This window comes from Brachybacterium sp. AOP43-C2-M15 (genome assembly GCF_052446295.1).
Taxonomy (GTDB): Bacteria; Actinomycetota; Actinomycetes; order Actinomycetales; family Dermabacteraceae; genus Brachybacterium.
The window spans coordinates 46574-68675 of record NZ_JBQSWB010000008.1; the positions used below are offsets into that span (position 1 = coordinate 46574).

Below are 22102 nucleotides of genomic sequence, written 5' to 3' on the forward strand. Positions count from 1 at the left end.
CGACGCGGCGCCTCCTCGCCAGCACGATGTGGATAACCGTCCTCTGTGGAGGAAAGAATGTCGGCAGTAGGGGCGACAGGGTCGCCCACGAATCGTTCTCGACCGATCCTCGGAGTTTTCCACAATGGTTCCACGAGGCGGCGAATGTCGGCCATTCCCGATATGATCGAGGTGTCGAACGGGAGAAGGATCCCGACCGTCACGGCCGCCGCCGGCCGTGTGCGCGGTCGTCAGGAGGTGATCGGGTATGAGTGCCGTCGAGAGCCAGTCCTCGCTGTTCGACGAGCAGGGCGGTGCCGGGCCCGCGGACCGTGCTGCCGACTCCGCGTTCCTCGCCTCGCTGCCCTCGCACCTGCGGACGGTGCGCGCCCGGGAAGAGCTCACCCGCGACTCCCTTCCCCGCCGCGGCGCAAGCGTGGAGAATCCCCAGCTCAGCGAGGCGGCGCAGCGTGTGTGGGACGCCGAGAGGCAGTCCGCGCTCTGCCTCGCCGAGAAGTATCGAGCGTTGGCCGAGCTCCATGCGCACGAGGGCGAGTACGAGGAGTTCGCGGAGTTCGACGAGGTCGACACCACACGAGCCGTGCTCGCGCTGAGGGTCACCGCGAACGCGGCCGCAGGGCAGCTGCGCGATGCCCACCAGGCGGTGCACCTCTTCCCTCGCGCCTTCGCCGCGCTGGAGGCGGGAAAGATGCCCTCCGCCTGGTTCCAGTCGATGATCAAGTCCTCGAGGCGACTTTCCGACAGCTCGCGGAAGAAGGTGGACGTCGCCGTCGATTCCTGGTCGATGGATATCACGGCGGAACGCTTCTTCCGCCTCGTGAAGAAGCTCATCGCGCTGCTCGAGCAGCGCGAGCAGCATCCGGATCCGGTCTCCTCGCTCCCTCGCAGCGTCGACCTGCTGCCGGGCCACGAGCCCGGCACGGGGATCCTCCAGATCGTCGGCCCGATCCCGGACGTCCTCGCGCAGTGGAAGCGGCTCGACGAGTCCGCCCGCGCGGTCCAGTCCGCCCAGCGCGCCGCTCTGCGCGACGGGACGCCCGTCCCGCACGATCCCGACGGCCAGGTGCTGACGACGGGGAAGGCACTGCCCCTGAGCGTGCTGCGGTTCGTGCTGATGGCCACCGCGACACCGGACCTCGAGGGCGCGTCCGTTCCCGAGGCGAGGTTCCGCCTGAACATCACGGTGCCCGTGCTCACCCTCCTCGGTGCCTCGGACGCCCCCGGCGACCTCGACGGCATCACACCCCTGCCGCCGTCCATGGCCCGGTCCCTCGCCGGTGCCGCGGAGGTGTGGCACCGCGTCCTCACCGAGCCCGCCCACGGCGCCTTCCTCCCGCTCCCGGCCGAGCGATGCACCCCCACCGCGGCGATGCTCGAGCATCTCCGGCTCCGCAACGCGTCCTGCGCCGTGCCGGGATGCACCCGACCCACCTCCTGGGCCTCTGAGTGCGACCACATCGAGGAATGCCGTCGCGGCACCCCGGGGGAGGGAGGCCCCACCGAGGTCGAGAACCTCCACCTGCTGTGCTGGCAGCACCATCTCGACAAGACCAACGGACTGCTGGACCCCACGCGCCTCCCCACCGCTCCCACCGAGCCGGGCCGCACGCGCTGGGCCGTCGGACCTCACGGGGACAGCGTCACCGTGATCGACGATCTCGACACCGAGAGCATCCGGATGGCGGAGCTGCTCGGCACGGCCTGGACCGCGTTCCTCCGCGGCATCCCCGCAGGCAGCGCCGATGACGAGTACCTGGGCGAGGACATCACCGACACGCTCCCCGCCGCAGCGAGGGCTCCCGCTCCCGGCACCCCGGCCGACCGCCGTCCGCCCGCCCGGCCCCCGTCCGACCGTTCCCCGTCGGACCAGCTCCCGCCGGGTCGCCGACCGCGGTCGCTCCCTCCGCCCGACGAGGTCCCGTCCTCCGACGGCCCTGCCCCGGGGGCGCCCGGCATCCCGCCGGGCCCCTGGGGAGAGGACGGGCCCCCACCGTTCTGACGCCCCCGCCCCCGGGCCGCCCCCTCCGCGTCCCACGCCGGACCCGGCGCACCCCCGCGCGCCGGGGTCTCGGCATGCCCATGACGTGCAGGGTGTGCACGGCGGCGCGGAACGTCGGCTCCCGCTCGTAGGCTCGGGGACATGAAGATCCTGCACACCTCGGACTGGCACCTCGGCCGCACCCTGCACAAGGTGGACCTGCACGAGCACCAGGCCGCCTTCCTGGACTGGCTGGTGGAGCTGGTCCGTGACGAGCAGGTCGACGTGGTGGTCGTCCCGGGCGACGTGTACGACCGCGCTGTGCCGGCCGTGTCCAGCGTGAAGCTGCTGGACAGCGCCCTGGCTCGGCTCGCGGCGACGGGCGCGACCGTGGTGCTGACCTCCGGCAACCACGACTCCCCGGAGCGCCTCGGCTTCGGCCGCTCGCTGATGCGCTCCGGCATCCACCTGCTCACCGACGTGCCCGGGATCGAGCACCCGGTCTCGGTGACGGACGAGCACGGCGAGGTGCTGTTCTTCGGACTGCCCTATCTGGAGCCGGACCGGGCCCGCACCGAGCTGGTCGCAGCGGGGGAGGAGCCGTTGGCCCGCAGCCATGAGGCCGTCACCCGCGCGGCGCTGGACCGTGTGCGCGAGCGCGGCGCGGCGCATCCTCACGCCCGCACCGTCGTGCTCGCGCACACCTTCGTCTCCGGCGGCGAGGCCAGCGACTCCGAACGCGACCTCACCGTCGGCGGCGTCGACTCGGTGCCCGCGGCCGTGCTCGGCGGCATCGACTACCTCGCCCTCGGCCACCTCCACGGCTGCCAGGACCTCACCCGCGCCGTCGGCGCTCCTGCCTGGTACTCCGGCTCCCCGCTGGCCTTCTCCTTCTCCGAGCGCCACCACCGCAAGTCCGTGCTGATGGTCGAGCTCGGCGCTCCCGGCACCGCCGCGCAGGTGCGCCGGATCGAGGCCCCGGTGCCGCGCCGCCTCACCGAGCTGCGCGGCACCCTCGAGGAGATCCTCGCCCGACGCGACGAGCACGGCGGGGACTGGCTGAAGGCCGTGGTCACCGACCCGGCCCGCCCCGCCCACCTGCAGGAGCAGCTGCGCGAGGCGTACCCCCACCTGCTGCTGACCGAGTACGCGCCCGAGGGGCGCGAGGCCCGCGAGGGCACCCCGGTGGTGCGCCGCGAGCAGAACCCGCTCGAGGTGATGGACGAGTTCCTCGCCCACGTCACCGGCGCCGCCCCCACTCCCGCGGAGCACGACGTGCTGGACCGTGCCCACAGCGCCGTGCGCCGGCAGCAGGAGGCCTCGTGAAGCTCCACCACCTGCGCCTGACCGGGATCGGCCCCTTCGCCGGCACCGTCGAGATCGACCTCGCGGCCCTGGGCGCGAGCGGCATGTTCCTGCTCGAGGGCCCCACCGGATCCGGAAAGTCCACGATCCTCGACGCCCTCGTCTACGCCCTGTACGGGCAGGTGGCGGGCAGCGCCACCAGCGCGGACCGCATCCGGTCCCAGTTCGCCGCCCCCACCGAGCCGAGCGTGGTGGACCTCGTGTTCGAGACCGCCTCCGGCATCTTCCGCGTGCGGCGTCAGCCCGAGTTCCTCCGCCCGAAGAGGCGCGGCACCGGCACCACCAAGGAGCAGGCCAAGGCGCTGCTGTGGCGGATCGGCTCCCCGCAGCTGATGGCGGAGGTCATCGCCGACACCGCCGGCGGCGGTGCCGGCATCGAGGTGATCGCGAGCAGGATCGACGAGGTGGGCCGGGAGATCCAGCGCGCCGTCGGCCTCACCCGCGACCAGTTCACCCAGACCGTCCTGCTGCCCCAGAACGAGTTCGCGCGCTTCCTGCGCGCCGGCACCGGGGAGCGCCAGGCCGTGCTCCAGCGCGTCTTCGGCACCGAGATCTACGCCGCGGTCGAGAAGCAGCTCGAGGAGATGCGCAAGCAGGCCAAGCGCGAGGTCGACGCCGCCCAGCAGACCCTCGCCACAGCGCTCGCCCGCTTCACTGAGGCCACCGGTCTCGAGCAGGAGCAGATCGCCGAGCTCGACGAGCACGCTGGGGCGCTGCGCCTGGACCCGTTGGCGGTGGCCGCGGAGGAGCACCTCGCCGCGGTCACCGGCCGCGCCGCCGAGGCGCGCACGGCGGCCGACGCGGCCGCGGGACAGGAGCAGAGCGCCCGCGACCGTGCGGAGGCCGCCCGCACCGCCCGCACCCGTATCGATCGCCGTCGCGAGCTCGACGCCCTCGCCGCCCGGCTCGAGACCGAGCGGCCCGCCGCCGAACAGGCGCGCGGCGCGCTGCAGCGGGACGAGACCGCACGCCCCGTGGCCGAGCTGCTGCGTCGACGGGACACCGCCTCGGCCGCCGCCGCCGAGACGATCGAGGCGCTCACCGCCCTCGCCGCCACCACCCGCGCCGAGCACCCGCAGCTCGTCGAGCTGCTCGACGGGGCCACCGGACCTGGTGCCCAGGAGACCGCGGACGCGCTCACCGCCGCCGATGCGCTGACCGCCGCCGCCGACGAGGCGACCGGCGCGGCCGGGGCGCTCCGCGAGCTGGTCGACCTCGAGAAGGCCCTGCCCGAGCGGGAGACGGAGCTCGGCGCCCGTCGCGAGCAGCTCGTCGGCCGTCAGAAGCAGCTCGAGGCGGCGAGCACGCAGCTCGAGGAGCGGCCCGTGCAGCGCACCGCCCTGGTCGAGCAGCGGGACGCCGCCCGCGCCGTCGCCGTCGGACTGGGCGACGCGCGCGCCGCCCACCGCACCGCGCAGGAGGTGCGGACGGCGACCACCGCGGCAGCCGCCCAGGAACGAGCCGTCGCCGCCGCGCACTCCACCGCCGCGGACACCCTGCGCACCGCGCAGGAGAGCGCCCGGACCGAGGCCGAGCTGCGCCGTCGGCGCTTCGCCGGGATCGCCGCCGAGCTCGCCGCCGACCTCGCCGAGGAGACCCCGTGCCCCGTCTGCGGAGCCCTCGACCACCCCCACCCGGCCGACCCGGCCGACGACGCCGTCGGCCCCGAGCAGGTCGAGGCCGCCGAGGCGCAGCGGAAGCAGGCCGAGCAGGCCCAGGCCCGCGCCGAGCAGGCCCTCGCCCTCGGCCGCCAGAAGCTCGAGCAGCTGCGCGAGGAGGCCGGCGACCACACGCCCGACACCGCCCGAGCCGCCGTCGAGGAGGCGCGGCGCACCGTGGAGGCCGCGGTCGCCGCCGAGCAGGAGGTCGCGACGCTCGAGACGACGATCGCCGCGCACGACGAGGAGACCCGGCAGCTCGCCGCCGCGAAGGAGCGGACCGCCCTCGCCGTCGAGCGCGAACGCACCGCGATCGACGACGCCGCGCGCACCCTCGAGGCCGACCGCACCAAGGTCACGGACGCGCGTGGGGCGGACGACTCGATCGCGGCCCGCCGCCGTGCGCACAGCGCCCGCGCCCGCGCCGCCACCGCCCTGCGGGAGGCGCTGCGCGCCCGCACCGATGCCGAGCAGCGGGCCGCCGACGCCACGGCCGAGGCGGACAGGGCGCTCGCGAGCAGCGGACTCGCCACCGCCGAGGCGGCCCGCGCCGCGGTCCTGCCCTCCGAGGAGCGCGCCCGTCTGCAGAAGCAGCTCCAGACCCGCGCCGTCGAGGAGTCCCGCCTCGCCGACGGGATGGCCGAGGAGGGCATCGCGGAGGCCGCTGCGGGCGACGAGGCCCGCGAGCAGGCGGAGGCCGCGCTCGCCGCCGCCGCCGCGACCCTGACCAGCGCCCAGTCCGCCGCTCGCGAGGCCGCGGGCATCGCCGCCCGCACCGAGGGCGTCGCCGAGCGCAGCCGCACCGCTCGCGCCGCGCTCGAGGCGGCGTCGGCCCAAGTGCGCACCGTGAGCGAGAGCGCCGGGGTGACCGTGCGCGTCGCCGACCTCGCCACCGGCCGCTCGAGCGACGGGGAGCGCGTGCAGCTGTCCACCTACGTGCTCATGTGGCGCCTGGACGCGGTGATCGAGGCGGCCAACACCCGGCTCGCCCTGTTCTCCGGCTCCGACCTCGAGCTGCTGCGCGACACCGGCGCCCGCGGGGCCCGCAAGACGGGCCTGGACCTGCTGGTCCTGGACCGACGCACCGATCAGGCGCGGGTGCCCGAGACCCTCTCCGGCGGCGAGACCTTCTTCGTCTCCCTCGCCCTCGCGCTGGGACTGGCCGACATCGTCATGGGCGAGGCCGGGGGAGTGCAGATGGAGACCCTGTTCATCGACGAGGGCTTCGGCTCCCTGGACCCGGAGACGCTCGAGACCGTGGTCCGCGAGATCGGTCGACTGGCCGAGAGCGGCCGCGTGATCGGGATCGTCAGCCATGTCGGCGACATGAAGGCCCAGATCGCCGAGCAGATCCACGTGCGCCGCGGTCAGGACAGCCGCTCGACGCTCACCGTCACCGCCTGAGGCCCGTCACCGCCTGAGCACCGTCACCGGGCAGCACCGCGTCGAGCACCTGGTGCAGCCGCTCCGGAGCGAGGGAGACGCTGCCCAGGGTGGCGAGGGCGATGTACCCGGTGAGCAGATCCGCGATGACCTCGGCCGGAGCCGACGGCGTCGTCGCCCCCGCCGCTCGCGCCCTCTCCAGGCGTTCGACGACGACCGCCCCGGCCGGTCGGGTGAGCACCTCGTCGAACAGCTCCCGCCGGTCCGGACCTCCGGCGGAGGCGGTGGCCAGCGCCCGCGCGACGGAGCGCCGCGACGGGGCGGAGATCGCCTCGGCCGTGGCGAGCAGCCAGGACTCGAGATCGGCGCGGAGGTCCCCCGTGTCCGGCACCGGCTCGGGGCTGAGCGCGAAGGTGCCCTGCAGCACCGCCTGCGCCACGACCTCGGCCTTCGAGCCCCACACCCGGTACAGCAGCTGCTTGCCCACCCCGGCGCGCTCCGCGATCTGCTCGATGGTCACCTCGTCGTAGGGCTGCTCGCCCAGCAGCTCCCCGGCGGCCTCCAGCACGGCGCGGCGTCGCGCGGGGTCGACGGGTCGGCCGGCGCGCGACGGCGGGGGAGAGGAGGAGGGCATGCCCCGATCCTGCCACCCGCGCCGGCGCCCGGCGCACTCCCAGGGAATAATGAGACTGCGGTCCCATAATCACGGGACACCGATCCATCCCGTCGACGAGGACACCCGCCATGAGCACTCAGCCCACCACCCCCGACGCCCCGCTCACCGCCCAGGACACCATCGCCCGCTGGCTCGCCCATCCCGAGGGGGCGCCCCTCATCGCCCGCCTCCTCGAGGGGCTGGGGCAGGGCTCGGGGGACGGCGCAGGGGACGGCGCAGGTGACGGTGCAGGAGACGGCGCAGAGGCCGGCGCCGACCCCGCCGCCGTGCTCGACCGGATCCGTGATCTCCCGCTCGCCACGCTCGCCGAGATGAGCCGGGGCCGGCTGACCGACGCGATGGTCGAGGACATGGTCCGCGCCGTCAACGGCGGCGAGCTGCCCGAGGCGTCGGCCGCCCCCGTCGGCGGCGCCCGCTTCGCCGGACGCACCGTGATCGTCACCGGCGCCGCCTCCGGGATCGGCCGCGCCACCGCGCAGCGGATCCTCGCCGAGGGCGGCCGCGTCGTCGCCGTCGACCTCTCCGAGGAGGGCCTGGCGCGCCTCGCCGACGCGGCGCCCGAGGGTGCCGTCGTGCCCGTGACCGCGGACATCACCCTGCCCGAGGACGTCGAGCGCATCGTCGGCGCGGCCGGGGAGCGGATCGACGGGCTCGCCAACATCGCCGGGATCATGGACGGGATGGTGCCCCTGCACGAGGTCGACGACGCCCTCTGGGAGCGCGTCCTCGCCCTCAACGTCACCGGCAGCTTCGCGCTCACCCGTGCCGTCCTGCCGGCGATGCTCGAGGCCGGCGCCGGTGCGATCGTCCACGTCGCCTCCGAGGCGTCGCTGCGCGGCAGCGCCGCCGGCACCGCCTACACCGTGAGCAAGCACGCCGTGGTGGGCCTGACCCGCTCCGGTGCCGTGCTCTACGGTCCGCACGGCATCCGCACCAACGCCGTCGCCCCCGGCCCGACGGCCACCGGCATCGAGGGGAGCTTCCGCTCCGACTTCGGCCGGGAGCGACTGGCCCCGTTCCTCGCACAGATCCCGCCGGTCGCGACCGCGCAGACCCTCGCCTCCTCGATCGCCTGGCTGCTCTCCGAGGACGCCGCGAACGTCAACGGGCAGATCCTCGCCTCGGACGGCGGCTGGTCCGCGCAGTGAGCGCGGGGCGGGAGGGGTGATCGATGCGCGCCGGGCCCGCGCCACCGGCAGTTCACCCGGAACCCGCCCCTGTGTCATCCAGGTCACATAGCGTGGAGCCCGCCCGTTCCCCGCGACCTGGACTCCTCGATGCCTCACGCCGCCTCCCGCCCGCCCGCCGCGACCGGACTGCCCGGTCCTGACCGCCTGCGCCCGCCCGCGCGATGGCTCGCGCTGCTCGCGGCGCTCGCGCTGCTGGCCCCGTCGCTGCTCTCGCTGCAGGCCTGGCAGGCCGGCCCCGCCGCCGCCGAGGTCACCGACGAGCAGCTGTCCCACGGCGGGGTGCTGCGCCAGTCGCAGAACTACCGGGTCGCGCCGGGCCTGGACCTGACCACCTTCTCCCGCCTGGAGGAGGGTGGCTGGAACGAGGGCAGCGTGCTGACCGCCGATCTGCGCGAGTCCACCCTGTCCTTCGACGTCGCCGACGGCGGCACGGTCACCGGCCGTGCGCCCCTGCAGGACGTGATGCGCTCGGGGGAGCGGGGCGAGCAGGCGGTCGCCGCGGTCAACGGCACCTTCTTCGACATCAACCACTCCGACGCGCCGCTGAACACCTCGATCGGCAGCGAGGGTGTGCAGATGGGGTCCCCGGAGCCGATGCCCGCGCTCACCCTCGCCGAGGGTCGGGCCGTCGTGCAGGCGCTCTCCGCCGCCGGGGAGCTCACCACCCCCGACGGTGCCGTCCACGACCTCGCCGGGATCAACAACCCGGCCCTGCTCGAGGGCGGCATCGGCGTGTACACCCCGGCCTGGGGCGAGTACACCCTGGACCGGCCCGTCGGCGCCCCCGACGAGCCCGCCGAGCAGGTCGCCCTCGCGACCGTCGTCGACGGGATCGTCACCGAGGTCAGCGAGGTGCAGGAGAGCGCCGGCGACCCCGAGATCCCCGAGGACGGCCAGCTGCTGCTCGGCCGTGAGGACGGCGCCGAGCAGATCGCCGCCCTCGAGGTCGGCGACGAGGTCGACATCGAGATCGGCCCCGATCAGGAGGTCGACCTCGGCATCGCCGGCAGCCATCAGATCCTCACCGACGGCGAGGTGCCCGAGCTGCCCGACGAGTCGCTGGTCACCGAGATCCATCCGCGCACCGCGGTGGGCGTCAGCCGCGACGGCAGCGAGCTGTTCGTGCTGGTCCTGGACGGGCGCAGCGACGAGTCGGCCGGCATGACGCTGCCCGAGCTCGGCGAGATCCTGCGCGACATGGGCGCTCACAACGCCGTCAACCTCGACGGCGGCGGCTCCTCCGCCCTCGCCGCCCGCACCGCCGGCGCCGACTCCGAGGCGATCTGGAACAGCCCCTCCGACGGCGAGGTGCGCGAGGTGCCCAATGCCCTGGTCTTCTACTCCGACGCACCCTCCGAGGAGGTGGCCGATGTGCAGAGCGGACCCGTCCTGGACGGCGAGGACGCCGTGTTCCCGGGCCTGACCCGATCGTTCGCGGCCACCGGACTGGGGGCGAACCTTGACCCGGTGATGGCCGACGGCGATTTCGAGGCCGCGGGCTCCCTCGAGATCGACTCCTCCGACGCCGCCTCCGCGACCGTGCGCGGCACCTCCCCGGGCCGCGGCACCGTCACCTACACCGCCGGGCCCCACCAGGCGCGTGAGGAGCTGCGGGTGCTCGGCGCGCCGATCGGCCTGCAGGCCGACGAGCGCTCGCTGAACCTCTCCGACACCGAGGACGGCGAGCAGCTGACCCTCTCCGGCTACGACGCCGACGGGCAGCGGACCCGCCTCGAGACCGCCGACGTCGAGGTCGCGGTCGACGACGGCTTCGAGGTCGCCGACGACGGCGCCGGGACCTGGACGGTCACCGCCACCGGGGAGCAGGAGACGGGCACGCTGACGCTCTCCGCCGCCGGGCTGTCGACCACCGTGGCCCTCACCTACGGGACCGAGGAGCAGCAGGTCCTGGACTTCTCCGACCTCTCGGCCTTCAGCGACGCCGCGGACCGCGCCGAGGGCACCTTCGAGGCCGCCGACGGCCCCGAGGGCGAGGACGGCACCCCGGTGCCCGCGGTGGGCATGACCTACGACTTCACCACCTCGAGCGCCACCCGCGGGTACTACCTCGTGGCGGACGAACCGGTCACGGTCGACGGCCGCACCCAGGCCTTCACCCTGGACGTGCGCGGCGACGGGAGCGGCACCTGGCCGCGCCTCCAGGTCACCGACGGCAACGGCACCGTCACCAACCTCGACGGCGATCACCTGGACTTCGAGGGCTGGCAGAGCGTGCGCTTCACCGTGCCCGAGGGGCTCGCGCAGCCGCTCACGGTCGAGCGGATCCGGCTCATGGAGACGCGGCCCGAGGCGCAGTACGAGGGCGACATCGCGGTGGCGGACCTCGAGGCGGTCACCACCCCGCAGACCGACACCCCGGCCGAGAGCACCGTCCACGACCCGGCGCTGCTCACCCACGGCAGCGTCGCGGAGCGCCCGCAGCGGATCGCGGTGATGAGCGACGCCCAGTTCGTGGCCGCGGATCCGGAGAGCGAGGCGGTCGAGGGCGCCCGTCGCACCCTCCGCGAGATCCGGGAGGCCGCCCCGGATCTGCTGGTCATCAACGGCGACTTCGTCGACGAGGCCTCCCCGGAGGACTTCGCGCTCGCCCAGCAGATCCTCGACGAGGAGTGGGGCGAGGAGATCCCCTACGTCTACGTGCCCGGGAACCACGAGGCGATGGGCGGGGAGATCGAGAACTTCGAGGAGGCCTTCGGCGCGACGAGCACCCAGCGGTCCCTCGGCCGCACCGAGGTGATCACGCTGAACAGCGCCTCGGGCAGCCTCGCCGGGGACGGCCTCGACCAGCTCGAGCAGCTCGAGCGGCAGCTGGACGAGGTCGCGCGGTCCGAGACCCGCACCGGCGCCGTGATCTTCTTCCACCACCCGCCGGCCGACCCCCTGCCCAGCAAGCTCAGCCAGCTCACGGATCAGCGGGAGGCCCGCGCCCTCGAGCAGCAGCTGGCCGAGTTCCGCCGCAGCAGCGGCACGTCCGTCGCCGTGGTCAACGGCCATGTCGGGGCGTTCCACGGCTCGGCCGTCGAGGGGGTCACCTCCCTGATCAACGGCAACTCGGGGAAGTCCCCGGCGGGAACGCCCGCCACCGGCGGATTCACCGGCTGGACGATGCTCGGCGTGAGCCCCGGCGCCGGCGCGGTGGGCCAGGACCCGACCACGGCGGACCGCGTCGCCTGGCTCGCGGCGGAGACCCGGCCCTGGGTCGACGAGATCTCGGTGGCCGGCAGCGAGGAGCTGCCCGTCGGCGGGGTCGGGGAGGTCGCGGCGCAGATCGTCCAGGACGGCACCGAGGTGCCGGTCGGATGGCCGATGACCGCGCAGTGGGGCGGCGAGGGCGTGCAGGTCGACGCCGGCACCTCGGGGATCGACGCCGCGGGGGCCGACGGGCCGGGCGAGCTGGCCGATCCCGGCGCGGTGCTGCGGCTGAATCCCACGACCGGGGAGGTCACCGGGCTGCGACCGGGCACCGCGACCGTGCAGGTGACGGTCAACGGGCGCACGGCCGAGCACAGGGTGGCGGTGGCCGGTGACGGCCCCGGGCCCGAGCCGGAGGAGCCGGGAGAGCCCGGGGACTCGGACGGTGGCGATGGGTCTGACGGCGGCGATGGCTCGGACGGCGCTGACGGCTCAGAGGGCTCCGGTGGCTCGGGGGAGGGCGACGGCTCCGAAGGCTCGGGCGCCGGCGGTGGTTCCGGGGGTTCCGGCGGTGATGCGGGATCCGACGGTGGATCCGCTGAGCGGGGAGGAAGCGCCTCGGCGCAGGACCCCGGTGGTGAGCGGGCGGACCCTGGGTCCCTCGCCCGGACCGGCTGGGACGCCGGGCGTGCCGTCGCTCTTGCCCTGGCACTGATCGTGCTCGGCACCGGGATGCGGGTGGGGCTGCGAGGCATGCACCGCTGACGGGCCCGGACCCGTCCCGTCGGCCGCCCGGTGGCGAGAGCCTCCTCGGCTGGCACCGGACCGCGCCGCGGGTGATCATGGGGCGTCGGCCCTGCCGCGCAGCGGGACCGGGCCATCCCCTCGACCCCAAGGAGCGCGCATGACCGCCACCTCCCGACCTCTCGCCGCGACCCCGATCGCGGGCGGCTCCCGGATCATCGGGACCGGGCACCATCGGCCCGAGAGGGTCATGACCAACCACGACCTCGAGCAGCTGGTCGAGACCAGCGACGAGTGGATCCGCCAGCGCACCGGCATCGAGGAGCGGCACATCGCGGCCGACGGCGAGGACGTCGCCGATCTCGCCGCCCCGGCGGCCCGGGCGGCCCTGGCCGACGCGGGCCTGGACCCTGCGGAGATCACCCAGGTGATCGTCGCGACCTGCTCCAACCACGAGCGTTCCCCGAGCGTCGCGGGCCGCGTCGCGCAGATGCTGGGACTGTCCGACCCCGCCGCCTTCGACGTGGGCGCGGCCTGCTCCGGCTTCGAGCACGCGCTCGCCGTGGCGGACATGTCGCTGCGCACCGGAGCCTCGCGCGCGACCCTCGTGATCGGTGCGGAGAAGCTCTCGGCCGTCACCGACTACACCGACCGCACCACCTGCATCCTCACCGCCGACGGCGCCGGGGCGATGGTCATGGTCCCGAGCGAGGAGCCGACGATCTCGCCCGTGGTGTGGGGGAGCGTGACCGAGCTGGCCGACGCCGTCACCATCGGCGGCGAGGGCCCGGCCTTCGCGCAGCAGGGCCGCCAGGTGCTCGGCTGGGCGCTGCGCGAGGCCCCGACGATCTCCCGCCGCATCGTCGAGGCCGCGGGACTGACCATGGAGGACATCGACGTGTTCGTGCCCCACCAGGCGAACCTGCGCATGATCGAGCCTCTCGCCGCCGCGCTCGACCTGCGCGAGGACGCGATCGTCGCCGACGACATCATCACCTCCGGCAACACCTCCGCGGCGACCATCCCGCTGGCCATCTCCCGGATGCGCGAGGCCGGCCGGATCCCCTCGGGCGCGACCGCCCTGCTGATCGGCTTCGGCGGCGGCTTCTCCTGGGCCGGCCAGGTGGTCCGCCTGCCCTGAGGGCGTCCCGCGAGGAGACGAGCACTGCGTAGGGTGGAGCGATGGCGCAGATCATCGTGTACGGGCACCGGGAGTCGATCGAGCGCCGTCGGGCGTCGCTCTCCGACGCGATCCACGCGGCGATCATGTCGGCGCTGGACTACCCGCCGGAGAAGCGGTTCCAGCGCTTCATCGCCCTGGACCGCGAGGACTTCGTGCATCCCGAGGACCGCGGCCCCGACTACACGATCATCGAGATCTCGATGTTCGAGGGCCGGTCCGAGGCGGCCAAGCGCTCGCTGATCGACGAGCTCTTCACCCGCCTCGAGCAGGAGGCCGGGACCCCGCCGCACAGCGTCGAGGTGACCATCACGGAGACCCCTCGCGTGAACTGGGGGATCAGAGGGCGCAATGCGGCGGACCTGGCCCTGGACTACCGCGTCGACGTCTGATCGCGGCGGCGCGCACTCGCACCGCTCAGCGGGCCGGCTCGGCGATGTCGTCCGGCATGCCCTCGCTGCCCGACGTCCGCCCCCAGGAGCCGTCGGAGCCCTGGCGCACGGAGGCGTTGCCCTGATCGGTCGGGAGCACCCACAGCACGTCGGCCCCGGACTCCCGCACGACGCCCGGGAAGTACCGTTCCACGTGCGGGAGGTCGTCGCTCATGGGGGTCCCTCCTCGGTCGGGGATCACGGTCGTTCGACACCATCACTCGTAAGGCCATCCCGCCGGGTCGACCCGGTTGCCGCTCCCGTCCACGACGTCGGTCGTCTCGGAGTGGTCCCTCCGTGCCTCTCCGGTGCGCTGGCAGTTCTCGAGCGCCTCACGGGCGGCGGCGCCGTTGAGCTCGCGGGTGCGGTTCCCGAGCCCTTCCTCGGCAGGGTTGTTCTCCGCGGTGTCCATCACAGGAGACCGTCCGATCCCGACCCTGAGCGGGGGGACCGTGCGTCGTCGTCGACGGGCCTGTCCAGCGGTCGCTCGTGCACGAACAGCGGGACACCGAGCCGTGTCGCGAGCGGTGCGCACAGCACCCCGGCGAGAGCGCCCACCGTATTCGCGACCAGGTCCTCGATGTCCGCGATCCGCACCCCGCACGGGTAGATCCCGAACGCCCCGGTGTACTGCGTGATCTCGATCAGCGCCGAGAGCAGCATCGCCATGGCCACCGACGCGGTCGCATCCAGCCGGAACACCCCGCGCAGGATCATCCCCAGCGGCAGGAACAGGGCCATGTTCATCGCGACCTGCGCGAGCGGGAAGCTCGCGAGCACCTCCCACCACGCCGCCCCGCCGCGCTGCAGGGCCAGCAGCTCGGCGGCCGTGTGGAAGGGGTCCAGCCGCGCCACGCCGCCCGCTCGGGACCGGCAGGTCACCGCCACGTCGTAGGCCGGGGCGATCGTGAGCCCCGCGAGCGTCATCGTGTACACGCAGATCGCGGCCACCGCCACCAGCCGCGGCGGGCGCACCGCCCCGAAGCGGCGTCGCTGCAGCCACATCGCCGGCAGCAGGACCACGGCGAAGACGCCGAGCCCGCCCGCGATGCCCACCAGGACCAGCCGCATCAACTCGTTCACGCCGAGAACGCTACGACGGGTCGCTGGAGGATCCCTCCGTCGTCCGTCGTCCGTCGTCCGTCGTCCGCCGCGGAGCCGAGGTGCCGGGTCCGAGCCCGAAGGCCCGGCCCGTCCGTCGCCTCTCCCGATAGGATGGACGAGGCCCCGCACAGGGCCGACGTCGCCGCCCCGCCCCGCCTCCGTGAACGATCACGCCGACGGTGCAGGCCGCCCGAGACCACCCAGCCCAGCACCCCGGAGGACATCCCATGGTCGACAGCCTGACCGTCCAGATCATCGTGACGGTCCTCGTCGGTCTCGCCTACGTCGTGGGCCTCAGCGGCATCGTCGTGCCCGTGCTGCCCGGCACCATCACCCTCGTGATCGCGACCCTGGTCTGGGCGATCGTGGTGGGCGGATGGCCCGCCTGGGTCGCCTTCGGCCTGGTCCTCGTGTTCGGCGCGATCGGCATGACCACCAGCTACGTGCTCACCGGGCGGAAGCTCCACGCCGCCGAGGTGCCCATGTGGCCGGTCTACGTGGGCATCGCCTCCGGCATCGTCGGCATCTTCGTGATCCCCTTCCTGGGCCTGCCCCTCGGATTCCTCCTCGGCCTGTACGTCTCCGAGGCGCTGCGGCAGAAGGACTGGCGGAAGGGCTTCACCTCCGCCTGGATCGCGATCAAGGCCCTCGGGGTCGGCATCATGATCGAGTTCGCCCTCGCGATGCTCTCCACGATCACCTTCGCGATCGCCGTCGTCGTCCACTTCGTGGTCGCATGACCCGCACCCGCACCCGCACCCGCACCCCCGCCCCGCCCTACCCCTCGACCGCCGTCCCGTCCCTCGCCGCACCGCCCCTCCCGCAGCACCCGGCGGTGCTGATCCCGGGACTGAAGCGCCTGCTCAAGGGCTCCTGGGAGCAGCGCGCCTGGTTCTCCCTCGCCGTGCTCGGCGCGAGCGCCTTCGCCCTGCTGCAGATCGGCACCTCCGCCGTGATCGGCCGGGTCACCGAGGAGGTCATCGTGCCCTCCTTCCAGGCCGGCGAGGCCGCCCCCGCCCTGCTCCTCGGCGGCGGCGCGGCGATCCTCGGCATCGCCGTGGCCCGCGCGGTCACCGTGATGGCGCGGCGCATCTTCGCCGCCGCCGCCCAGTACGACCTGTTCCGCCTCTACCGCGAGCGGATCGCCGCGGTGTACGCGAAGGTGCCGCTGCTGTGGCACCGCCGCCAGGCCACCGGCACCCTGCTCAGCTCCGTCTACTCCGACGTCGAGGCGACCTTCTTCGCGATGGCGCCCTTCCCCTTCGCGCTGTCCACCCTGGTGATGCTCGCCTACGCCACCGTGGTGGTGGCCCGCATCGACCCCGTGATCCTGGTGGTCATGCTCGCGCTGATCGTCGTGCTCATCCTCCTCAACGTGCTGCTGCAGCGCTTCGCCACCCCCATCGCCATGCGCTCCCAGCAGCTGCGCGCGGAGGTCGCCGAGATCGCCCACGAGTCCTTCGACGGCGCCAACGTGGTCAAGTCGCTGGGCCGCGAGGACGTCGAGGAGAAGCGCTTCACCCGCGCCGCCGACGATCTGCGCGGGACCGGCATCCGCTTCGGCTACATCCGCGGCTGGTTCGACCCCGCGATCGACGCCCTGCCCAACCTCGGCATCCTCGCCGTCGCCGTGCTCGGCGCCTGGCGGATCGGGGAGGGGCACCTGACCACCGGCCAGCTGGTCGAGGTCGCCTACCTGTTCACGCTGATGTCCCTGCCCATCCGCTCCTTCGGCTGGGTGCTCGGGGACCTCTCCCGCACCGTCGTCGGCGGCGGCCGCGTCCAGCAGATCCTCGACGTCGCCGAGGAGCGCACCTACGGCCCCGACCCGCTGCCCAAGGGGCCCGGCGTGCTGTCCTTCGACGAGGTCACCTTCGTCTACCGCGACGATCCCGAGCAGGTGATCCTGGGCCGCAGCACGCGCGCCGACGACCTCCAGGTGCGCGAGGGGCATGCCCTGACCGCCGTGAGCCTGCGCGCCGATCCCACCGCGGGGACGCGCGTGCTCGCCGTCGTCGGCGCCACCGGCTCCGGCAAGTCCACCCTCGCGCTGCTGGCCGCCGGGCTCGTGGACCCCACCGCCGGCGACATCCGCCTCGACGGCGCCGAGCTGCGCACCCTCACGGCCGACGCGCTCACCGCGGACGTCGCCCTCGTGCTCCAGCAGGCCTTCGTGTTCGACGCGACCGTGCGCGAGAACGTCACCCTCGGCGAGGACATCGACGAGGCCACGGTGCGCTGGGCGCTGCGCGTCGCCCAGGCCGAGGCGTTCGTCGACGCCCTGCCCGAAGGGCTGGACACCGAGCTCGGGGAGCGCGGCGGCTCGCTCTCGGGCGGCCAGCGCCAGCGCATCGCCCTCGCCCGGGCTCTCGCCCGTCGGCCCCGGCTGCTGATCCTCGACGACGCCACCAGCGCCTGCGACCCCAGTGTCGAGCTCGCGATCCTCGACGGGATCCGGCGCGCGATGACCTCCTCGACGCTGCTGCTGATCGCCTACCGCAAGTCCACCATCTCCCTCGCCGACCAGGTCGTGTTCCTCGACCACGGCCGGGTGGGGGATGCCGGCACCCACGAGGAGCTGCGTTCGCGCTGCGAGGGCTACCGCGCCCTGGTGGACGCCTACGACGAGGCCGCGATCTCCCACAACCTGCTCGAGGCCACCAAGCCCCAGCCCAGCGACGGCCCCGACCCCGCCGTCGGCGTGACCGCCGAGCGGGAGCGCATGGTCGCCGACGCCGTCGAGAAGCACGGCGCGGGCCGCTACCGCCGCGAGGAGCTGACGGGAGACGAGGGCGAGTGCGAGGTGCCCACCAGCACCGGCGCCACCCCCGTCGTCGGCCGCGAGGAGCCTGCCGCGACCGACGCGACCGACGCGACCGACGCGACCGACGCGACCGACGAGGAGGTCGGCCGATGACCGCCGCACCCGCCGCCCGCACCGCCGCGACCGGCACCTCCTCCGCCCTCGGCAGCGAGACCGCCACCGACGAGGGCGCGGTCGCGACGATCCGCCGCGGCCTCGCCCTCACCCCCGAGCTGCTGCGCGGCCTGTGGATCACCCTGCTGCTCGCGGTGATCGCCACCGCCGGCAAGGTGGTGGTGCCGATCGCGGTGCAGTCGATCCTGGACCGCGGGATCATCGCGCCCGAGCGCCCGGACGTCGCCTTCGTCGCCGGGGCGGCCGGGCTCGCGGCCCTCGTGCTGCTGTGCACCGCGACCTGCAACGTGCTGATGAACCGGCGCCTGTTCCGCCTGGCCGAGACCTCGCTGGCGACCCTGCGCAAGCGCGCCTTCCGCCACATCCACGACCTCTCCCTGCTCACCCAGGGCACCGAGCAGCGCGGCGCGCTGGTCTCCCGCGTGACCAGCGACGTCGACACCGTCAGCCAGTTCATGAGCTTCGGCGGGATCATGCTGGTGGTGATGAGCTTCCAGCTCGTGCTCGCCACCGCGGTGATGGTCTTCTACTCCTGGCCGCTCGCGCTGGTGGTGTGGATCTGCTACCTCCCGATCCTGCTGATCATGGGCTCGCTGCAGAAGCGCATCCGCGCCCGGTACCAGGTGGTGCGCACGAACGTCGGCCGGATGCTCGGTGCCGTCTCCGAGTCGCTCGTCGGCTCTGCCACCGTGCGCGCCTACGGCACCGAGGAGCGCACCCGTCGCGGGCAGGTCGAGCGCATCGGCGAGGTGCGCGACGCCCAGTTCGCCGTGCTGCGGCCGCAGTCCGCCTCCTTCTTCCTCTCGGAGACGGCCGACGGGCTCGCCACCGCCGTGGTGGTCGTGGTCGGCGTGGTGCTGGGCACCGGGGCGCTCGGCGTCGACCTGCCGGGCGCGGACCTCACCGCAGGCGGCGTGGTCGCCTTCGTCTTCCTCGTCTCCCTGTTCAGCCAGCCCGTCCGCATGGGCATCGAGATGCTCTCCGAGGCGCAGAACGCCGTGGCCGGCTGGCGCCGCGTGCTCGGCGTGCTCGACACCCCGGCCGACGTCGCCGACCCCGCAGGCGCCATGGACCCCCACACCGGCCGACGGGGCGCGCCCGCGCCCGGGGCGACGGAGCTGCCCGAGGGGCTGCTGGACATCGAGATCTCCGCGCTGCGCTACGCCTATCCCACCGGGCCCGAGGTGCTGCACGGCATCGACGTCGACATCCCGGCCCGGTCCCGCATCGCGATCGTGGGCGAGACCGGCAGCGGCAAGACCACCTTCGCGAAGCTGCTCACCCGCATGATGGACCCCGCCTCGGGCGAGATCCGCATCGGCGGGGTGCCGCTGCGCCTGGTGCCCTACGCCTCGCTGCGCTCGCGCGTGATCATGGTGCCGCAGGAGGGCTTCCTCTTCGACACCACCGTCGCGGGGAACCTGCTGTACGGGAAGACGGACGCCACCGCGGAGGAGATGCGGCGGGCACTGGACGAGCTGGGGCTCGGGACCTGGGCGGACGAGCTGCCCGACGGGCTGGACACCCTCGTCGGCCAGCGCGGCGAGTCGCTCAGCGCCGGAGAGCGGCAGCTGGTCGCCCTGGCCCGCGCCTACCTGGCCGACCCGGACGTGATCGTGCTCGACGAGGCCACCAGCGCCGTCGACCCCGCCGCGGACGTGCGCCTGCAGCAGGCGATCGACGGCCTCGCCCGCGGCCGCACCACCATCACCATCGCCCACCGCCTCTCCACCGCCGAGCGCGCCGACCGCATCATGGTGCTCGACGAGGGTGACCTGGTCGAGCACGGCACCCACGCCGAGCTGGTCGGCATCGAGGACGGCATCTACGCGGGGCTGCACCGCTCCTGGGTCGCGCACCGCAGCGAGCGCTGAGGGGCGGCGGGGGCGCCCGCGGGGCCGACCTCTAGGATCGTCCTCGTGCCCGATCCGCTGAACCCGCCGGTCCCCCCGATCTCCGCCCGCGACGAGCCGCGCTTCGGCAGCGCCGAGCGGAAGCAGGCGCTCGCCGCCGCCTTCCGGGACCAGGGCGAGGACTACGACCGCCTGCGCCCCGGCTATCCGGCACCGGTGCTCGACGCGATCCTCGCGCAGGTCGGGGCGGGCGACGGCGCGGCGCGGCGTGCGATCGACCTCGGTGCCGGGACCGGGAAGCTCTCCTGGGCACTGGTGGAGCGGGGGATGACCGTCACCGCGGTGGACACCAGCCCCGCCATGCTCGAGATCGCACGGGGACGGGCGACGGACGGCCCTGCCCCGTCGGACGGCCCTGCCCCGTCGGACGGTGCTGCCCCGTCGGACGGCCCGGGCCGCACCGCCCACCTCAGCACCCACCTCGCCGCCGCCGAGAGCACCGGCCTGCCCGCGGACTCCGCCGAGCTGGTCACCGTCGCCCAGGCCTGGCACTGGTTCGACGCCGAGGCGGCGTCGGCCGAGGTGGCGCGGCTGCTCGCGCCCGAAGGGGTGCTCGCCCTGGTGTGGAACATGCTCGACGTGACGATCCCGTGGGTGCACCGCCTCTCGCGGATCATGCACGCGGGCGACATCCACCGCGAGCAGTTCCTGCCCACGGTCGGCCCCGAGCTCGAGCTGCTCGCGCGGAGCACTCATCAGTGGCAGGACCCGATGCCCACGCAGGACGTCATCGACCTGGCCCGCACCCGCAGCTACGTCCTCACCGCCCCCGAGGAGCGTCGGGCGAGGGTGCTCGCGAACCTGGACTGGTACCTCCACGAGCACCTCGGGCACGCGCCCGGCGAGGAGGTGGGCGTGCCGTACCGCACCGATCTGTTCCTGTACCGGCGGGCCGCGGCTGCGGCACGCCGGGGACCAGGATCCGGGGAGGGATGAGCGACTTCTCCGGAGCCGGCGTCGAGGAACCGCGCGAGATCCCGTCCTCCCCGGTGCGCTTCGTGGAACGGGTGGGCCCGACGCCGGACGGCGGGGTCGGTGTCGCCTGATGCGTCGGTGTGCCGGGTCGGCGTCGCCTGACGTGTCGGTGTGCCGGGTCGACGTCGCCTGACGTGTCGGAAAGCAGGTCTCATGGCGACGAGTCAGGCGTCGTGCTCGTCCATGCTCTGGCTCGCATGCTCCGGCTCGAGTGCTCCGGCTCGCGTGCTCGCGAGAGGGCTTCGGTCCCGGTCGACCACCTGCCGACAGGAGCGGCCGTACGAGCGGAGAGCGGCCCGGTCGGACGACGCACGGCGCCGTGGCGGGGTCAGCGTCGGTCCGCACGCTGCGGTCCGGGCCATCCTGCCCGCTGGAGCGCCGTGCTCACCTCCCGGATCGCGCCGGCGCAGCCGGACCGCAGGTCCGCGGCATGGAGACGCACCTCGGTCCAGCCGGCCCGCGCCGCGCGCCGCGCTCGGCGGATGTCGCGCGCGACCTGCTCGTCGGCGTTGTGCGGCGCTCCGTCGTACTCCGCGCACACCCGGTACTGCTCCCAGTGGAAGTCCGGGGTGTGCAGCGGGCTCCCGTCGTCGGCGCGCAGCCGCTCGTTGAGGCGCGGCGCCGGCAGGCCGGCGTCCTGGAACGCGAGCCGGAGCAGAGTCTCCGTCGGCGAGTCCGCCCCGACGCGGACGTCGCGCGCCGCCCGCTCGAGAGCCCCGGTGTGCCGCCCCGTGCACTGGGCTCGCAGCTCCTCGAGCGTGCACCAGGGCGCCGTCCGTCCGTGATCGAACTCGGGACGGGGCGTGCGCACCAGGCTGTCGCCGATGCTCACCGACCGGTCGTGGGAGAGGTCCGCGGCCAGATCGCGCCAGGTCCGGGGGCGCGAGGAGAGGCGCAGCGCCCCCATGACGCTCTGATCCCAGCCGCCGCCGGGACGGGGCGCGGCGAATCGGCGCACCTCCACGTCCTGCGCGGCGAGCGAGAGGTGCCGCCATCGGACCACGTCGTCGGAGCCGTTGCGGCCGGTGGGCAGGGCGATGTGGACCGGTCTGCTCTGCGCCTCGAGTTCCCGGGGGAGCGGCATCCCGTGGAGCCTGGCCGCCGAGGGGCCGACCACCACCGCCCGAGGATCGCTGCGGCAGACGGCCAGGGCGATGTCCCTCTCGAGGACGTCGTGGCCGCGCACCGCGAACAGTCCACGGCGCAGGCGGACCAGGTCGGACCGGCGCAGACGCTCAGGGTGCACGCCCGCTGCGAGCGCCTCGGAGCGGGTGAACACCGGCCAGGGGACGAGCGAGGCGACGGGAGCGGCGGTGCGTGACATGGGAACAGGCTCGCGCGGAGGCCCCGACGAGGCCTCGCGTCATCCACAGTGCGCTGGTCATGGGCACGCCGGGCAGCGCGCGATGCCCGC

The 22102-nt window shown here is 74.1% G+C and carries 16 protein-coding genes; 11 read left to right on the top strand and 5 right to left on the bottom strand.

Annotation, left to right across the window (positions count from 1 at the left end; genetic code table 11):
- Nucleotides 1–247 precede the first annotated feature (247 nt).
- The 3 genes from ACT3SP_RS10215 (at nt 248) to ACT3SP_RS10225 (ending at nt 6405) form a co-directional block, all read left to right on the top strand.
- Complete coding sequence (locus ACT3SP_RS10215; protein WP_444587180.1) at nt 248–1999, top strand: HNH endonuclease signature motif containing protein; 1752 nt, start codon at nt 248–250, stop codon at nt 1997–1999.
- A gap of 141 nt (nt 2000–2140) precedes the next feature.
- Nucleotides 2141–3304: an exonuclease SbcCD subunit D gene (locus ACT3SP_RS10220; RefSeq protein ID WP_444587181.1), complete on the top strand. Its 1164-nt coding sequence runs from the start codon at nt 2141–2143 to the stop codon at nt 3302–3304.
- Nucleotides 3301–6405, top strand: coding sequence for an AAA family ATPase (locus tag ACT3SP_RS10225; protein ID WP_444587182.1), 3105 nt, complete (start codon nt 3301–3303; stop codon nt 6403–6405). Before ACT3SP_RS10220 ends, ACT3SP_RS10225 begins: the two co-directional genes overlap by 4 nt.
- Here the strand turns inward: ACT3SP_RS10225 and ACT3SP_RS10230 are convergent.
- Entirely contained in the window at nt 6395–7018 is a 624-nt protein-coding gene (locus ACT3SP_RS10230; RefSeq protein WP_444587183.1) for a TetR/AcrR family transcriptional regulator, read from the bottom strand. The genes ACT3SP_RS10225 and ACT3SP_RS10230 overlap by 11 nt on opposite strands.
- 110 nt (nt 7019–7128) lie before the next feature.
- On the opposite strand from ACT3SP_RS10230, the gene ACT3SP_RS10235 reads away from it, so the two are divergent.
- The 4 genes from ACT3SP_RS10235 to ACT3SP_RS10250 all read left to right on the top strand — a co-directional run bounded on the left by ACT3SP_RS10235 (nt 7129) and on the right by ACT3SP_RS10250 (nt 13719).
- Nucleotides 7129–8208: an SDR family NAD(P)-dependent oxidoreductase gene (locus tag ACT3SP_RS10235; RefSeq protein ID WP_444587184.1), complete on the top strand. Its 1080-nt coding sequence runs from the start codon at nt 7129–7131 to the stop codon at nt 8206–8208.
- A 129-nt stretch (nt 8209–8337) separates the two neighbouring features.
- Nucleotides 8338–12168 carry a phosphodiester glycosidase family protein gene (locus tag ACT3SP_RS10240; RefSeq protein WP_444587185.1) on the top strand — a complete coding sequence of 1277 codons (3831 nt, stop codon included), beginning with the start codon at nt 8338–8340 and terminating at the stop codon, nt 12166–12168.
- A 139-nt stretch (nt 12169–12307) separates the two neighbouring features.
- Entirely contained in the window at nt 12308–13288 is a 981-nt protein-coding gene (locus ACT3SP_RS10245) for a beta-ketoacyl-ACP synthase III (RefSeq protein WP_444587186.1), read from the top strand.
- 41 nt (nt 13289–13329) lie between these two features.
- The gene (locus ACT3SP_RS10250; protein ID WP_444587187.1) at nt 13330–13719 is read left to right on the top strand and encodes a tautomerase family protein; all 390 of its coding nucleotides are present in this window, start codon (nt 13330–13332) and stop codon (nt 13717–13719) included.
- 25 nt (nt 13720–13744) lie between these two features.
- Here the strand turns inward: ACT3SP_RS10250 and ACT3SP_RS10255 are convergent, their stop codons facing one another.
- Genes ACT3SP_RS10255 through ACT3SP_RS10265 form a run of 3 tightly spaced genes read right to left on the bottom strand, consistent with a single transcriptional unit; the run spans nt 13745 to nt 14841 of the window.
- Nucleotides 13745–13933, bottom strand: a complete 189-nt coding sequence (locus tag ACT3SP_RS10255; protein WP_444587188.1) for a hypothetical protein — start codon at nt 13931–13933, stop codon at nt 13745–13747.
- Nucleotides 13934–13975: 42 nt separating this feature from the next.
- Nucleotides 13976–14170: a hypothetical protein gene (locus ACT3SP_RS10260; RefSeq protein WP_444587189.1), complete on the bottom strand. Its 195-nt coding sequence runs from the start codon at nt 14168–14170 to the stop codon at nt 13976–13978.
- Nucleotides 14170–14841, bottom strand: coding sequence for a VanZ family protein (locus ACT3SP_RS10265; protein ID WP_444587190.1), 672 nt, complete (start codon nt 14839–14841; stop codon nt 14170–14172). The genes ACT3SP_RS10260 and ACT3SP_RS10265 overlap by 1 nt, the downstream gene beginning before the upstream one ends.
- Before the next feature lie 248 nt (nt 14842–15089).
- On the opposite strand from ACT3SP_RS10265, the gene ACT3SP_RS10270 reads away from it, so the two are divergent.
- Genes ACT3SP_RS10270 through ACT3SP_RS10285 form a run of 4 tightly spaced genes read left to right on the top strand, consistent with a single transcriptional unit; the run spans nt 15090 to nt 20649 of the window.
- The gene (locus tag ACT3SP_RS10270; RefSeq protein ID WP_444587191.1) at nt 15090–15602 is read left to right on the top strand and encodes a DUF456 domain-containing protein; all 513 of its coding nucleotides are present in this window, start codon (nt 15090–15092) and stop codon (nt 15600–15602) included.
- Nucleotides 15599–17779 carry an ABC transporter ATP-binding protein gene (locus ACT3SP_RS10275; protein WP_444587192.1) on the top strand — a complete coding sequence of 727 codons (2181 nt, stop codon included), beginning with the start codon at nt 15599–15601 and terminating at the stop codon, nt 17777–17779. Before ACT3SP_RS10270 ends, ACT3SP_RS10275 begins: the two co-directional genes overlap by 4 nt.
- A complete protein-coding gene (locus ACT3SP_RS10280; RefSeq protein ID WP_444587193.1) occupies nt 17776–19674 on the top strand; it encodes an ABC transporter ATP-binding protein in 1899 nt (632 codons plus the stop codon). The genes ACT3SP_RS10275 and ACT3SP_RS10280 overlap by 4 nt, the downstream gene beginning before the upstream one ends.
- Nucleotides 19675–19719: 45 nt before the next feature.
- The gene (locus ACT3SP_RS10285) at nt 19720–20649 is read left to right on the top strand and encodes a class I SAM-dependent methyltransferase (protein ID WP_444587194.1); all 930 of its coding nucleotides are present in this window, start codon (nt 19720–19722) and stop codon (nt 20647–20649) included.
- A gap of 367 nt (nt 20650–21016) precedes the next feature.
- Here the strand turns inward: ACT3SP_RS10285 and ACT3SP_RS10290 are convergent, their stop codons facing one another.
- Complete coding sequence (locus tag ACT3SP_RS10290; protein WP_444587195.1) at nt 21017–22012, bottom strand: hypothetical protein; 996 nt, start codon at nt 22010–22012, stop codon at nt 21017–21019.
- Nucleotides 22013–22102: the final 90 nt, after the last annotated feature.